This is a genomic window from Pseudomonas bharatica CSV86 (assembly GCF_000319305.2).
In the GTDB taxonomy this organism is placed as follows: Bacteria; Pseudomonadota; Gammaproteobacteria; order Pseudomonadales; family Pseudomonadaceae; genus Aquipseudomonas; species Aquipseudomonas bharatica.
Window position 1 is genome coordinate 2,907,190 of sequence record NZ_AMWJ02000001.1, and the last position, 15,548, is coordinate 2,922,737.

Annotated in this window: 11 protein-coding genes and 2 pseudogenes; 6 read left to right on the forward strand and 7 right to left on the reverse strand. The window is 62.3% G+C overall.

Annotation, left to right across the window (positions count from 1 at the left end; all coding sequences use genetic code 11):
- Positions 1–416: 416 nt before the first annotated feature.
- Positions 417–1,310, reverse strand: coding sequence for a LysR substrate-binding domain-containing protein (locus tag CSV86_RS12865; protein ID WP_009401540.1), 894 nt, complete (start codon positions 1,308–1,310; stop codon positions 417–419).
- 150 nt (positions 1,311–1,460) lie between these two features.
- Between CSV86_RS12865 and ydiJ the strand changes: the two genes are divergently transcribed.
- On the forward strand, positions 1,461–4,475 hold the full coding sequence (gene ydiJ / locus CSV86_RS12870) for a D-2-hydroxyglutarate dehydrogenase YdiJ (RefSeq protein ID WP_009401541.1): 3,015 nt from the start codon (positions 1,461–1,463) through the stop codon (positions 4,473–4,475).
- Positions 4,476–4,693: 218 nt separating this feature from the next.
- Here the strand turns inward: ydiJ and souR are convergent, their stop codons facing one another.
- From souR to CSV86_RS12895, 5 genes are all read right to left on the reverse strand, one after another.
- Entirely contained in the window at positions 4,694–5,704 is a 1,011-nt protein-coding gene (gene souR / locus CSV86_RS12875; protein ID WP_009401543.1) for a transcriptional regulator SouR, read from the reverse strand.
- 149 nt (positions 5,705–5,853) lie between these two features.
- The gene (locus CSV86_RS12880) at positions 5,854–6,702 is read right to left on the reverse strand and encodes an ABC transporter permease (protein WP_009401545.1); all 849 of its coding nucleotides are present in this window, start codon (positions 6,700–6,702) and stop codon (positions 5,854–5,856) included.
- Positions 6,692–7,549: an ABC transporter permease gene (locus tag CSV86_RS12885; protein WP_009401546.1), complete on the reverse strand. Its 858-nt coding sequence runs from the start codon at positions 7,547–7,549 to the stop codon at positions 6,692–6,694. Before CSV86_RS12885 ends, CSV86_RS12880 begins: the two co-directional genes overlap by 11 nt.
- Positions 7,546–8,643 carry a quaternary amine ABC transporter ATP-binding protein gene (locus CSV86_RS12890; protein WP_037060817.1) on the reverse strand — a complete coding sequence of 366 codons (1,098 nt, stop codon included), beginning with the start codon at positions 8,641–8,643 and terminating at the stop codon, positions 7,546–7,548. Before CSV86_RS12890 ends, CSV86_RS12885 begins: the two co-directional genes overlap by 4 nt.
- A 107-nt stretch (positions 8,644–8,750) precedes the next feature.
- Positions 8,751–9,602, reverse strand: a complete 852-nt coding sequence (locus tag CSV86_RS12895; protein ID WP_009401548.1) for a glycine betaine ABC transporter substrate-binding protein — start codon at positions 9,600–9,602, stop codon at positions 8,751–8,753.
- A gap of 621 nt (positions 9,603–10,223) precedes the next feature.
- Here CSV86_RS12895 and CSV86_RS12900 point away from each other — a divergent pair.
- Positions 10,224–10,373, forward strand: a pseudogene (locus CSV86_RS12900) (GntR family transcriptional regulator); the annotation flags it as partial.
- A gap of 174 nt (positions 10,374–10,547) precedes the next feature.
- Here the strand turns inward: CSV86_RS12900 and CSV86_RS12905 are convergent.
- Positions 10,548–10,862 (reverse strand): ArsR/SmtB family transcription factor, encoded by a 315-nt coding sequence (locus tag CSV86_RS12905; protein ID WP_000349485.1) that lies wholly within the window; start codon positions 10,860–10,862, stop codon positions 10,548–10,550.
- Positions 10,863–11,003: 141 nt separating this feature from the next.
- On the opposite strand from CSV86_RS12905, the gene CSV86_RS12910 reads away from it, so the two are divergent.
- From CSV86_RS12910 to CSV86_RS12925, 4 genes and pseudogenes are all read left to right on the forward strand, one after another.
- The gene (locus tag CSV86_RS12910; protein ID WP_040363373.1) at positions 11,004–12,008 is read left to right on the forward strand and encodes a permease; all 1,005 of its coding nucleotides are present in this window, start codon (positions 11,004–11,006) and stop codon (positions 12,006–12,008) included.
- Positions 12,009–12,020: 12 nt separating this feature from the next.
- On the forward strand, positions 12,021–13,298 hold the full coding sequence (locus CSV86_RS12915) for an ISL3 family transposase (RefSeq protein WP_000610830.1): 1,278 nt from the start codon (positions 12,021–12,023) through the stop codon (positions 13,296–13,298).
- 59 nt (positions 13,299–13,357) lie between these two features.
- Positions 13,358–13,939 (forward strand): annotated as a pseudogene (locus CSV86_RS12920) (GntR family transcriptional regulator); the annotation flags it as partial.
- Between the two features lie 94 nt (positions 13,940–14,033).
- A complete protein-coding gene (locus CSV86_RS12925; RefSeq protein ID WP_009401550.1) occupies positions 14,034–15,353 on the forward strand; it encodes an NAD(P)/FAD-dependent oxidoreductase in 1,320 nt (439 codons plus the stop codon).
- Positions 15,354–15,548 lie beyond the last annotated feature (195 nt).

Consider the following 15,548-nt stretch of genomic DNA (forward strand, 5'->3'; position numbering starts at 1 on the left):
GCTCAACAGCTGGGACCAGCGGGTACCGCTGGCGAGCGCGCCGACCACGGTCAGCGCAGCCTTGCAGGCAGCGTTCGACACCCTGTTCGGCAGCGCCGCGCAGGATGGCGGGCTCAGCATCACCGCCGGGGTCGCCTATGCCTATGAACTGGCCACCGATCCGCTGGACCCGAACCACGGCCTGGTCGGGGAAACGCCGGTGTACCTGTATCCCAACCAGACGCTCGACAGCAGCACCGCGGGCAACCTGCAAACGGCGGTCGATACCTGGCGCAACCTGGCCAATCCACAGCGCGAGGGCGGCGAGTGGGTGTTCTCGCTGACCCTGTATTCATCGCTGGAGGAGGATCGGCGGCCGTTGCTGGTGATCGGGAATCTGTATTTGCCGATGGTGCTGGAGGTGGGTTGAAAGCGGGTTACTGCTCCGGCAACTCCTCCAGCAACCATCCCCGAAACGCCTCCAGCGCCGGCAACGCGCGGTTTCTCGGCGGGTAAACCAGGTAGTAGCCGCGGGCACTGGCATAGGGCAGTACCGGGCTGACCAGGGTGCCCTCGGCCAGTTCATCGCTGATCAGGATCCGCGGCACCAGGCCGATGCCGATGTCCGCCCGCACCGCCTGGATCAGGTGCGAAGTCAGTTCGAAGCTCGGGCCCAGGCGCATGGCCTGGTGGGCGACGCCATGGTGGGTGAACCAGTCGCCCCAGGCGTTGGGATTGTTGGCGACGCTGAGCAGGGTCTGCCGGCTGATGTCCCGGGGCGTCCATTCGGCGCGCGAGGCCGCCAGGGCCGGCGACAGGATCACCACCAGTTCCTCGGCGTGCAGGCGGTGACAGACCAGGCCCGGCTGGTCGCCGGTGGCGACGACGATCGCCGCATCGATACCGCTGATGGCGAAGTCCACCGGCTCGATCCGCGAATTGATATGCACCAGCACGTCGGGATGGCGGCGGTAGAACTCGTGCAGCCGCGGAAGCAGCCATTTCGAACCGAAGGTCGGCAAGGTCGCCAGGCGCAGGCTGCCGCCGCCGTCCTGGTGGGCGATCGCATGCAGGGTGGCACTGCGAATGCGCCCCAGGGCCTCGCTGATTTCGCGCTGGTACAGGCGGCCCACCTCGGTGAGCTTGACCGTACGCCCCTCGCGGCGGAACAGCAGCACGCCCAGTTGCTGCTCCAGGGTCTGCACCTGGCGGCTGACCGCGCTCTGGGTCAGGGACAGTTCCTCGGCTGCGCGGGTGTAGCTTTCATGCCGGGCGGCGGCCTCGAAGGCCAGCAGCAGCGACATCGAGGGGGTAAGGTTGCGGTAATTCATTCATAAAACTCATCAAAGGCTGCGCCATTATCCGTTTGTGTCCGGCGCGACACTGCGGAATCATTGCATCATCCACTACCTGGGCGAGCCAAGACCATACCCTGCGCTCAGGTATCCATGATTAGCCCATATAAACGAGGCCATCCCTTGATGATCGCCCAATTGCCGGTGAGCGCTCCCGCCACCGACTACGCCGCCTTCCTCGATGCCCTGCGCGCCAGCGGTTTCCGCGGCCAGTTCAGCACCGACTACGGCACCCGCACCGTGCTTGCCACCGACAACTCGATCTACCAGCGCCTGCCCCAGGCTGCGGTGTTCCCGCTGGATGCCGATGACGTGGCGAAGGTCGCCGCGCTGATGGCCGAACCGCGCTTTCGCCAGGTCAAGCTGACCCCGCGAGGCGGCGGCACCGGGACCAACGGCCAGTCGCTGACCGACGGCATCGTCGTCGATCTGTCGCGGCATATGAACCAGATCCTGGAGATCAACGTCGAGGAGCGCTGGGTGCGGGTCCAGGCCGGGGTGGTCAAGGACCAGCTCAATGCCGCGCTCAAGCCCCACGGGCTGTTCTTCGCGCCGGAGCTGTCCACCTCCAACCGCGCCACCATCGGCGGCATGATCAATACCGATGCCAGCGGCCAGGGCAGTTGTACCTACGGCAAGACCCGCGACCACGTGCTGGAGCTGCACAGCGTGCTGCTCGGCGGCGAGCGCCTGCACAGCCTGCCGGTGGATGACGCCACCCTCGACGCCGCCTGCGCCCTGCCCGGCCGGATCGGCGAGGTGTACCGCATGGCCCGGGAGATCCAGGAAACCCAGGGCGACCTGATCGAAAGCACCTTCCCCAAGCTCAACCGCTGCCTGACCGGCTACGACCTGGCCCACCTGCGCGACGACGACGGTCGCTTTAACCTCAACAGCGTGCTGTGCGGCGCCGAAGGCTCGCTGGGCTATGTGGTGGAAGCCAAGCTCAACGTGCTGCCGATTCCGAAGTACGCGGTGCTGGTCAACGTGCGCTACACCAGCTTCATGGACGCCCTGCGCGACGCCAATGCGCTGATGGCGCACAAGCCGCTGTCGATCGAGACGGTGGACTCGCGGGTACTGATGCTGGCGATGCAGGACATCGTCTGGCACAGCGTCGCCGAATACTTCCCGGCCGACCCGGCCAAGCCGACCCTGGGCATCAACCTGGTGGAGTTCTGCGGCGACCAGCCGGACGAGGTCAACGCCCGAGTCGCGGCCTTTATCGAGCACCTGCAACAGGACACCAGTGTCGAGCGCCTGGGCCACACCCTGGCCGAAGGTTCGGCGGCGGTGACCAAGGTCTACACCATGCGCAAGCGCTCGGTGGGCCTGCTCGGCAACGTCGAGGGCGAAGTGCGTCCGCAGCCGTTCGTCGAGGACACCGCAGTACCACCGGAGCAATTGGCCGACTACATCGCCGAGTTCCGCGCCCTGCTCGACGGCCATGGCCTGACCTACGGCATGTTCGGCCATGTCGATGCCGGCGTGCTGCACGTGCGCCCGGCGCTGGACATGAAGGACCCGGCCCAGGCCGCGCTGGTCAAGCCGATCTCCGACGCGGTCGCCGCCCTCACCCAGCGCTATGGCGGCCTGCTCTGGGGCGAGCACGGCAAGGGCCTGCGTTCGGAGTACGTACCGGCCTATTTCGGCGAACTGTACCCGGCGCTGCAACGCCTGAAGGGCGCGTTCGACCCGCACAACCAGCTCAACCCGGGCAAGATCTGTACCCCGCCGGACAGTGCCGAAGGCCTGATCAAGGTCAACGAGGCGCCACTGCGCGGCGAGCATGACCGGCAGATCGACGAGCGCGTGTGGCAGAGCTTCGGCAGCGCCGTGCACTGCAACGGCAACGGTGCCTGCTACAACTACGACCCCGACGACGCCATGTGCCCGTCGTGGAAAGCCACCCGCCAGCGCCAGCACTCGCCCAAGGGCCGCGCCTCGCTGATCCGTGAGTGGCTGCGCCTGCAAGGGGCGGCGAACATCGATGTGCTCGCGCCGAACAGGGTTTCCTGGCTCAAGGGCCTGCCCGAGCGCCTGCGCAATGTGCGCGCACAGCAGCAGGGCCAGGCCGACTTCTCCCATGAGGTCTACGACGCCATGGCCGGCTGCCTGGCGTGCAAGTCCTGCGCCGGGCAGTGCCCGATCAAGGTCAACGTGCCGGACTTCCGTTCGCGCTTCCTCGAGCTGTACCACAACCGCTACCAGCGCCCGCTGCGCGACTACCTGATCGGTTCGCTGGAATTCACCATCCCGTACCTGGCCCATGCGCCTGGGCTGTACAACGCGGTGATGGGGTCGAAGTTCGTCAGTGGTCTGCTGGCGGATCGTATCGGCATGGTCGACAGCCCGCTGATCAGCCGTTTCAACTTCCAGGCCACGCTGAAACGCTGCGGCGTACGTGCCGCCAGCGTGCCGGCACTGCGCGAACTGACCCCGGCGCAGCGCGAGCGCAGCATCGTGCTGGTCCAGGATGCCTTCACCCGCTACTTCGAAACGCCGCTGCTGGCGGCCTTCATCGACCTGGCGCATCGCCTGGGGCACAAGATCTTCCTCGCCCCGTACAGCGCCAACGGCAAGCCGTTGCATGTGCAGGGCTTCCTCGGCGCCTTCGCCAAGGCGGCAGTGCGCAATGGCACCCAGCTCAAGGCCCTGGCCGACTGCGGCGTGCCGCTGGTGGGGCTGGATCCGGCGATGACCCTGGTCTATCGCCAGGAATACCAGAAGGTGCCGGGCCTGGAGGGCAGCCCGAACGTGCTGTTGCCGCAGGAATGGTTGATGGATGTGCTGCCGGAGCAAGGCACCGGCAAGGGCGGCAGCTTCCGCCTGCTGGCGCACTGCACCGAGAAAACCAACGTGCCGACCAGCACCAGGCAATGGGAGCAGGTGTTCTCGCGCCTGGGCCTGAAGCTGGTGACCGAGGCCACCGGCTGCTGCGGCATGTCCGGTACCTACGGGCATGAGGCGCGCAACCAGGAGACCTCGAAGACCATCTTCGAACAGTCCTGGGCGGGCAAGCTGGACAAGGACGGCGAGCCGCTGGCGACCGGCTATTCGTGCCGCAGCCAGGTCAAGCGCATGGCCGACCGCAAGCTGCGACATCCGCTGGAGGTGGTGTTGCAGGCGGTGATTGGCTGATTCGGCAGGCCCGGAGATACTTGGTGTTCTTCAGGGCCTCATCGCTGGCAAGCCAGCTCCCACAGGTATCGCGAGCACCAGCAAAACTTGTGGGGGGTGGGGACTGGCTGATTCGGCAGGCCCTGGAGCTCCGGGTGTTCTTCAGGGCCTCATCGCTGACACCGCGTGCCCTGTGGGAGCTGGCTTGCCAGCGATGAGGCCGGTTCAGTCACCCCACATCACTCGGCCTTCTTTGCCTTCCCGCCCTTCACCAGGCCATAGCGAATCTCCTTCGACGGCCCGTAGCCATAGAACGAGGTGTAGCACTTGCTGAAATGGCTCGGTGATACGAAACCGCAGGCCAGCGCCACGTCGATCAGCTGCAGGTCGGAGTGCTGCAACAGGCGCCGGCTTTCGGTGATGCGCAGTTCCAGGTAATAGCGCACCGGGGTGGTACCGAGCTGGCTCATGAACAAGCGCCCGATCTGCCGCTTGGAACGTCCCACATAGTGGGCCAGTTGATCCTGGCTCAAGGGTTCCTCGATATTCGCACTCATCAGGTTGATGGCTTCGCGCAATGGCTCGCTCATCTTCTCGTGCAGGGTCGGACGGGCCCGACGATAGCGCGATTCCTCGAAGGCAAGAATATCCACCACCGCATCCACCAGCCCGCGCCCGCAGCGGCTGTTGATCCACTCCAGCACCAGATGGAAACCGCCCGACGGACTGGCAGCGGTCAGGCGATCGCGGTCGACCATGTAGCTTTCGCTGGTGACCTGGCTGTCCCTGGCGATTTCCGCCACCGCACCACGGTGCTCCGGGTGTACGGCGCAACGGTAGCCATCCAGCAGCCCGGCCTGGCCGAGGAACCAGGCGCCATTCCACAACGCGCCCAGGGCCACATGCTTTTCCGCCGCCTTGTGCAGGATCTGGTTGAGCTCCGGGATTGGCCGCAACACGGTGCGCAAGCCGCCGCAGACCACCAGCAGGTCAAGATCGTCCAGCGCAGCGGCATCGAGTGGCGCATCCGGGCAGATCACCAGTCCCAGGTCGCTGACCCGCGAGCCGCCATCCAGGGTAAAGGTACGGTAGGTAAAGGACGCCGCCTGGATCAGGTTGGCAGTGACCACCGTATCCAGGGCCTGGGTGAAGGCCGGCAAGGAGAAATGTTCGAGCAGGATGAAACCGACCCTGCCCTGCCCGCCCGGCGCCTGCTTTTCGCCGGTGAAGCGCAGGTTCGAGCCCTGCATGGCATCGCTGAAATGCCTTCTTTCGACCACGTTGGTGTCTTCCGATCTTGTTCTGGGAATCCGAAGCGCTGAAACCGCTACGCCGGCATGCATCGTCGAATGATGCACGCCGGCGCGGCGGTGTCCAACTTTCCTTCGGAAATTTCTGATTAAGTTGCGGCTCGACTCCTACGGCCTTGCAAGGCTCCACGAGAGAGACGGTCCAGCAACAGGGCCACCGCAACGATGGCCAGGCCCGCACGCAGGCCGAGGCCCATTTCCATCCGGGTCAGGCCGCGGGTCACTTCCGCACCCAGCCCGCCCGCCCCCACCAGCCCGGCCAGCACCACCATGGCCAGGGACAGCAGGATGCACTGATTCAAGCCCACCAACAGCGTCGGCATGGCCGTGGGCAACTCGATCTTCAGCAGGATCGCCCGGGGCGGCGCGCCCATGGCCTTGCCCAGTTCCAGCAGGTCACGGGGCACTTGGTTGAACGCCAGGGTGGTCAAGCGCAGCATCGGCGGGATGCCATAGATGATGGTGGCGAGGATCGCCGGGACCTTGCCCAGGCTGAAGACCATCACCGCTGGAATCAGGTAGACCCACGGCGGCACGGTCTGCATGACGTTGAGGAGCGGGCTGAGCACCGCGTCCAGGCGCTTGATCCGCGAGGCCGCGACGCCGATCGGGAACGCCACCGTCACCGAGATCAGCACGGCTACCGTCACCAGGGAGATGGTCTGCATCGACGCCACCCAGAACCCGGAGATCAGGCAGAAGCCAAGCATCACCACAGCCAGGATCGCCGCCCGCAGGTTGACCAGGAAGAACGCCGCCACCGCCACCAGGGCGATCATGCCGTAGGGCGGGATCGCCAGCAGCACGCCTTCGATACCGCCGAGGACGGTTTCGATAAAGCGGCTGATCAGGGCGAACAGGCCGTGCAGGTTGGCGTTGAGCCAGTCGACCGATGGTGCCAGCCAGGCGCCTGGAGAGAACGTGATATCAGGATTCATGGGCAGCCCTCCGGCCGGGACGGCTGGCGCTCTGGGCCATGCGGTCAAGGATCAGGGTAAGAATGACGATGGCGATGGCGGCGTTGATCGACATGGCGATATCAAGGGTGCGGATCGCGCCGTAGATCACTTCACCTAGTCCTCCGGAACCGACGATACCGGCGATCACCACCATGCCGAAGGCCATCATCAGCCCCTGGTTGACCCCGGCCATGATGCTCGGCAGGGCAAACGGCAGGCGGATCTTGAAGAACTGCTGCCACCCCGTGGTACCGCTGGCCTGGCCCAGTTCGATGAAGACCCTGGGCGTCATGCGGATGCCCAGCGAGGTCAGGCGCACCACCGGCGGTATGGCAACGATGAAGGTGGCCAGCAGCGCGGTGCCCGGGCCGTAGCCGAGCAAGGCAATGGCCGGCAGCAGATAGATGTAGGGCGGCAGGGTCTGGATCAGGTCCAGCACCGGCTCGCTGACCCGGTCCAGGGACGGCATCAGGCCGGCCGCGACGCCCAGCGGGATGCCGATGATCAGGGCCATGCTGGTCGCCGACAATACCAGCGCCAGGGTGCTCATGGTCTGTGGCCACAGGCCCATGGCCACGCATAGCAGCAGCCCGAGCATGGCCCCGAGGGCGAAGCGCCAGCTGGCGGTCAGGCGCCAGCCGAGCGCGCCGAAGACCAGGATCAGCACCCAGAACGGCAGCAGGGTCAGGCCGCTGTAGATCGCCTGGTAACCGGTGTGCAGCACATCGTTGAGGCCGTCGAAGAACCAGGCGCCGTTGTCAGACAGCCACTCCAGCCGGGCATCGACGACGTCGTCGAAGGCCGCAGCGAATTCCCCGGGGCTCATAGTGCGTGCTCCGGCTGCGCAGCGGCATGTTCCGCGGCCGGCGCACCCTGCACGCCACGCAGCAGGTCCTGCTGGGTGATCACGCCGAGGACCTGGCCGCCCTCCGCCACCGTCAAGGCATCGCCGCCGGAGCTGATCATCAGGTTGATCAGGGCATCGAGGTCGGCTTGCGGACCGGCACTCGGCAGAAGACCGGGGCTGAGATACGGATGCGCCGCGGCCGGCGACATAATCGAATGCGCCTTGACCAGGTGCAAACGGGAAATCCCGGCGACGAACTCGGCCACATAGTCATCGGCGGGCTTGAGCACGATGTCCTCGGCAGTCCCCTCCTGGATGATCACCCCGTCCTTCATGATGGCGATGCGGTCGCCGATGCGGATGGCCTCTTCCAGGTCGTGGGTAATGAACACGGCGGACTTGCCGAGGGACTTGGTCAGTTGGCGAAACTCGTCCTGCAACTGGCGACGGATCAGCGGGTCGAGGGCGCTGAACGGTTCATCCATCAGGATCACTTCCGGGTCCGAAGTGATGGCCCGGGCCAGGCCGACGCGCTGCTGCATGCCACCGGACAGTTCGTCCGGGTAGCGTTGCGCCCAGTCGCTCAGACCTACTTTCGCCAAGGCCTGCCCGGCCACCTTGTGCCGTTCGGCTTTCGAGATGCCGCGCACCTCCAGGCCGAAGGCGGCGTTTTCCAGCACCGTGCGATGCGGTAGCAAGGCCACGCTCTGGAATACCATGCCGATGTGCCGCGCGCGGGTTTCGCGCAAGGCCGCCTTATCGAGGCTGGCAAGATCCTTGCCCTTGATCAGGATCTGCCCGGAGGTCGGATCGATCAGGCGGTTGAACATACGGATCAGGGTCGACTTGCCGCTGCCGGACAAACCCATGATGCAGTAGATCTCACCCCGTTTGACCTTGAGGCTGACGTTCGAGACGCCGACAACACAGCCATGGTCCTGAAGAATCTGCTTCTTCGACAAACCACGCTCTTTATAAGCACGCATGGCGGTATCGGCGTTCTTGCCAAAAATCTTCCAGACCGATTGGCACTCTACCAATACGTCTTCAGCTACTTCGCTTGCTGTGTTCATCTCGCACCCGTCGAACCAGGAATCTGGTTGGCTTTTTTATTACGTTCAGTTCGGCAGTGGTAAAGGCGTTGCCCGGGTACAGCCCCGAACAACGCGGTACTTCGAAATCAGTATTTTTTGATGTTTTCCCAGCGGTTCACGAGGTCGGCGTTTTTCGTGGCCCAGTCCTGCACGGCCTGTTCCACCGTCTTGCCATCCTTCATTTCGCCGTTGATAGCGGTGATGTCGGCCAGCGGCAGGTAAACCCCGGCGATCAGCTCACGCGCTTGCGGGTAGGCGGCGGAAAAGCCCTTCTGGGCGATCCAGTAGTAGCCCTGTGGCGGGGCGAAGGAGCCTTTCGGGTCCTTGAGGAACTTGACGTCGAACTTCTGGCTCATCCACGACGGTTCCCAGGTGGTCACCGCGATCCACTCCTTGCGGTCCACGGCGGACTTGAGGGCAGCGGTCATGGCGGCGGTACTGCCTTCCAGGAGGTTGAGCTTGAGGCCGTAGTCGGTCACGGCCTTGGCCGCATCGCTCATCAGGCCCGAACCCGGCTCGATGCCGACGATCTTGTTGCCGAACTTGTCGGCGTTGGCATTGAGCTCTTCCAGCGAGTCGATGGTCACGTACTTCGGTACGGCGATGGCCTGGTAGAGGCCGTGGGAAACCGGAGAGATCTTTTCCAGGCGGTTCTTGTTCTTCTTCCAGTAGTCCTGGGCGGCGTAGTCGATCTGCGAGGCCAGCAACTGGATGTCCCCCTTGCCCAGGGCGGCGTAGGCGATGCCCCATTCGGAAAAGTTGGTCACCTTGACGGTGTAGCCGGCGTCCTCGAGGACTTTCCTGGTGACGGTGGTGATCGGGGTAAGGTCTTCCCACGACAGGGTGCCCATGGTGATGGTCTTTTCCTCGGCCTGGGCCTGGAACACCGTGAGACCGACCATGGCGAGGGTACAGAGCGCTTTACGGAAGCGTTTCATTGTTGTTCGTCTCCTGGGTTGTGGTGCTGGCCAGACGCATTGCCACGTCCGCTGCTTGTTCTTGGTTTTCTTGCACAACTTTCTGGCGGGGGTTTTCTGGCGCCCGACAAGGCCTGGCAAAGAGCTAAAGCCCCCGCGAACACTGGCCTTGGGGCGAGATTCGCACGGGCTCAAGAGACGGTCAACGGAATTGTATTCTTTGTGTATACCCATGGAATTCAAAAAGAATTCATAAAAAATGCTATTTTCCCCAGTGTTTTCAGGGCTCTCAGGCTAGTAGAGCCAAGGAAAAAGCTGTCGTGGGTGGATATGGCGATGGCGGGATTTGATAAGAGTGTGTCTCGTGGATGCCATAGAGACCTGGCACTCGGATCGCCTGTCATGGCCTCATCGCTGGCAAGCCAGCTCCCACGAGGACCGGCGTACACCGTACCTGTGGGAGCTGGATTGCCATCGAGAGGCCCGAAAGCACAGCACAAAACCGGGGTCAGACCCTGTCACAGATACCCAGATAAGCAGGGAAACCGCTCATCGAAATATCTGTAGACACATTGTCTAATCCTCCCCTATAGTCGTTATACAAATTGTAGACACAACCTGATGAGTACAAAAAAGGCTCCCATGAAAGCCACCGCGGCTGTCTCCTCCACCCCTGCCGATGCCTCCCCGGATCGCAAGGCGCTTCTCGCCGAAGCGCTGCGCCGGCGCATCCTGAGCATGGAGCTGGCGCCCGGAGCGGTGGTGGATGAACTGGCGTTGTGCGATGAATGGGTATCCGGAATTTCTGGTTGATAAAATGCCAAAGATGTAAAGAAGAAAATCTTTCTCAGCGGATTATCTGATTGATCCTCTTCAGCCTACTCTACTGCCAATTTTCTGTTTCCACCTTCGCCTGAGTCTTCATAGCGATGCTGACTAGGGAGGACAGCGAGAGCTGGGCAAGCGTCAAAGCGGTTCTGGTTCATGCGCAATCCGGACACCTGCACAACATTCCTCTTGTAAGAAACCGATCAAATTCTCTAGGTGCCCATACTCGGGTATACAGACAATCGTGCGGCTATGTTTCTCCTGCCGGATCAGCCCTACCTTGGCCATGCGCGCAAGGTGATGTGATAGCGTCGAAGCAGGAATACCCAGCCCCTTCTGGATATCTCCGACCGAAGCCCCATCATGGCCAGCTTTGACCAGAAAGCGGAACACGGACAGTCGGTGACTATTCCCTAGCTCAGCTAAGCTGGCTGCAACCTTTTCGTGATCCATAGCACGCCCCAATAATTCGATGTTTCTAGAATTATAGTTGACAGGTCGGATAAACGCAAGTAGGCTGCGTACATCATTTCGACAATACTAGAAATATAGGAGTAATATTGAATGTCATCTCAACTCCAAGACGCTCTAGGCATGTTCGCCTTTCTCGCTATCGAGCTATCGGTTTTATTCATTGGCATTAGCTTGCTGGTCGGAGTTCTTCAACGTCACATCCCACCATCCAAGGTGGAAGCGTTACTGACTTCCAGTGGGAAGCGAGGCTATTTTCTTGCTGCTGGTTTAGGAGCTATAACGCCCTTCTGTAGTTGCTCGACTATCCCCATGTTGAAAGGGTTGATTCGGGCACGGGCCGGTTTTGGGCCGATGATGGTGTTTCTTTTCTCATCTCCGTTGCTGAATCCTATCGTCGTCGGCCTGCTGGTTGCCACGTTTGGATGGACACTTACTGCTATCTATGTGCTCGCCGCTTTGGTGGTCGCGGTAGGTGCCGGATGGCTGCTTCACACGCTTGGCTTCGAGCGTTATGTGCGCCGGACGGCGACACAAGAGAGCAGTGGATGTAGTTCATCAGCAAGCCCGTGCAGTGCTACATCGACCGCATCGAGTTGCGGCACCAACAGCTGCGACACCACTCCGAAGACGGCTTCTTGCGGGGCTGATAGGAAGACAACAGTCTCTACGTCTAGCGAATGCTGTGACAGTCAACCCACTGTCACGGTTAAGAAAGAAGGGAAGTACAGTGGTGTGTGGCGGGAAGCTTGGTCGGACTTTATCGATGTGTTGCCTTACCTGCTCATCGGTATTGCGATTGGCAGCGTGATCTATGGTTTCATGCCCACTGACTTATTGGAGCAGTATGCAGGCCCAGATAATCCCTTTGCCATTCCAGTTGCCGCTGTCATCGGCGTGCCGTTGTATATTCGCGCTGAAGCCGTCATACCTCTGGCAGCGGCTCTGATGGCCAAAGGCGTGGGTGCCGGGACGGTGCTAGCGTTGATCATCGGCAGTGCCGGAGCCAGCCTGACTGAGCTCATTCTGTTGCGCTCTTTGTTCACGCTGAAGCTTTTAGCGGCGTTTTTAGCAGTCATTTTTGCTATGGCGATGATTGCCGGTTACGCCACCTACCTGTTTTTCTGATCAAGGCGGGAGATGATTAATTCGTTAAGCCTTCCTGGGTACCAGTTGGTGGATTCTGATGAGCAGAATGAAGACATACATTTTCGGCTTGAAGCACCTACACCAGTAGCCTGCGAGGGGTGCGGCGTGCAGGGTGAGTTCGTGCGGTTCGGCAAGCGTGACGTTCCCTATCGTGATCTGCCCATCCACGGCAAGCGGGTCACTCTCTGGGTGGTCCGCCGCCGATACACCTGCCGGGCCTGCAAGACAACATTCAGGCCCCAGCTACCGGAGATGGTGGACGGATTCCGTATGACACTGCGGCTGCATGAGTACGTGGAGAAGGAATCCTTCAACCACCCCTACACCTTTGTGGCGGCACAGACCGGCCTGGACGAGAAGACGGTGCGCGACATCTTCAACGCCCGCGCCGAGTTCCTGGGGCGCTGGCACCGCTTCGAGACGCCCCGCATCCTGGGCATTGACGAGCTATACCTGAACAAGCGCTACCGCTGCATTCTGACCAACATTGAGGAGCGAACCCTGCTCGACCTGCTGGCCACCCGCCGCCAGGACGTGGTGACCAACTACCTGATGAAGCTGAAAGACCGGCAGAAGGTCGAGATCGTCAGCATGGACATGTGGAACCCCTACCGGGCAGCGGTCAAGGCTGTGCTGCCCCAGGCCCGTATCGTGGTCGATAAGTTCCATGTGGTGCGCATGGCCAACGATGCCCTAGAGAGAGTGCGCAAGGGCCTCAGAAAGGAGCTGAAACCGTCCCAGAGCCGGACTCTCAAGGGAGACCGGAAAATCCTGCTGAAACGCGCTCACGAAGTCTCAGACCGGGAGCGCCTCATCATGGAGACCTGGACAGGCGCGTTCCCGCAACTGCTGGCCGCCTACGAGCACAAGGAGCGCTTCTACGGCATCTGGGACGCCACCACACGGCTCCAGGCAGAAGCCGCCCTGGACGAGTGGATAGCCACCATCCCGAAGGGCCAAAAGGAAGTCTGGAGCGATCTGGTCAGGGCAGTGGGAAACTGGCGCGAAGAGACCATGACCTACTTCGAGACGGACATGCCCGTCACCAACGCTTACACGGAGTCCATCAACCGACTGGCCAAGGACAAGAACCGTGAAGGGCGCGGTTACTCCTTCGAGGTGATGCGGGCACGAATGCTCTACACCACGAAGCACAAGAAGAAGGCACCGACTGCGAAGGTCTCTCCTTTCTACAAGAAAACCATCGGTTACGGACTGCCGGACTTCGCAGAGGAACTCAACTACGGAGTCGATCTATCAACCATCTGATAATGGTATCAGGTTGGTGGGGTAAAGGTGCCCCATCAACCATTAAATCCGTATACCCCGATGAATTCGGTCTGTCCCGGCCGCCAGTGCGCGAGCTGCTGCGCCAGATCGCCGCCGAAGGCTATATCGAGCTGGAAGCCAACCGCGCCCCACGGGTCGCGGCCATGAGTCATGAGTCATTGCGGGCGTTCTTCCTCGCGGCACCGCTGGTGTACATCGCCACCACGCAACTGGCAGCGACCCGCGCCACCGCGAGCGAAATCGAAGAGCTGCGGCGGATCCAGGCCCTGTTCCGCCAGGCGATCCAGGAACAGCACGTGGAAAACCGCGTCATCTACAACGACGAGTTCCATCTCGAGATCGGCAAGATGGCGCGCAACGATTACCTGATGCCGAGCCTGCGCCGTGTGCTGATCGACCATGCGCGACTGGGCAAGATTTTCTACCGCCACCCGACCACCGTGGACATGCAGAAGGACCTCGAACTGGCCTGCGACCAGCACGACCAGATCATCGAGGCCATTGCCCGCCATGACACCGAGGCAGCGGGACAACTGATTCGCGAGCATATGGAACTGTCGCGCCGGCGCATGGCGGAATACGCCGCACCGGAAGGCATGGAGGTATCGCTCGCGCTTTGAAAGGCCCCGGAGCATGAAGAACTAGCGAGGTTTCGCTAGTCATTTCGGCCTGGGTGGCAACACCGGATCAAACAAGAACAGCCAGGTCCCTGAAATGACAAAAGTAACCTCGTTGCCGGCCGACGACAGTTTGTGCGGTTGGTATCACCTGAGCCCGAAGCGCACGCCGCGGCCCGCCCACTCGGGCACCAGCCATGCGCGCTGGGTGGTGCTGGGCGCTGGCTACGTCGGCCTCGCCGCCGCACGCCAGCTCGCGCTGAACTTCCCCGATGAACAGATTCTCCTGGTCGAAGCCCAGGAAGTCGGCTTCGGCACCGCTGGCCGCAACGCCGGCTTCGCCATCGACCTGCCACACGATATCGGCGCCGAGGACTATATCGGCGACATCGGTATCGCCAGGACCTGCCTGCGCCTCAACCTTACCGGCCAGAACTATCTCGCGAATCTGGTCGCCGAACACGGCATCGATGCGCAGATGAAGTTCTGCGGCAAATACCAGGCCGCCGTGGAAGATCGCGGTATCGCCGTGCTCGACGCCTACCGTCGCGGCCTGGAAAAGCTCGGCCAGCCCTTCGAAGTGATCGAAGGCGCGGACCTCCCCGAGCACATCGGCACGCACTTCTACCGCAAGGCGCTGTTCACCCCCGGCACCGCGCTGATCCAGCCATCGGCCATGGTCAAGGGCCTGGCGCAAAGCCTGCCGGCCAACGTTACGCTCTACGAAAACACTCCGATCCTCGACGTCGAGTACGGCAACAAGACCGTGCTGCGCCATGCACGCGGCAGCATCAGCGCCGATAAGCTGGTGTTGGCCAACAATGCCTTCGGCGGTCACTTCGGCTTCCTCAAGGGCGCCATGCTGCCGATCTTCACCTACGCCAGCCTGACCCGGCCGATGACCGAACAGGAACAGGCACGCCTGGGCGGCAAGCCCTACTGGGGCGTGATTCCGGCGGACCCGTTCGGCACCACAGTGCGGCGCACCCCGGACAACCGTCTGCTGATCCGCAACAGCTTCAGCTTCAACCCGGACGGCCGCGCCAATCCCAAGTACCTGCAGCGCTACGTCGCCCGGCACAGGGCGTCGTTCGCCCGGCGCTTCCCGATGCTGCCGGACGTGGGTATCGAATACACCTGGGGCGGCGCCCTGGCCATGTCGCGCAACCACGAGAGCTTCTTCGGCCAATTGGCGCCGAACGTCTATGGCGCACTGTGCTGCAACGGCCTGGGCGTGACCCGCGGCACGGCCACCGGCAAGTTGCTGGCGGACTGGCTGGCGGGCGAAAAGAACGACCTGATCGACTTCCTCCTGAAGTCCCCGGGCCCGAATGCCAACCCGCCGCAGCCGTTCCTGTCGCTTGGCGTCAACGCCAACCTGACCTGGGGCCAGATGCGCGCCGGCAAGGAAAGCTAAACCCTTGCTCTTGTAGGAGCGTGGCTTGTCGGACCGCCGAACCGCCGCGATGAAGTGCGCAGCGCTCCCAAAGATCGCCCGGCAAGTTGCGGTAAAGAAGTAGCAAACAGTGTCGCGCCGGCCAGGCGCCAATCCCCGGACTGAAGTTCCCATTCAGATCCGCGGACCCGCTCGGCCGGAAAACAGATTCGATAG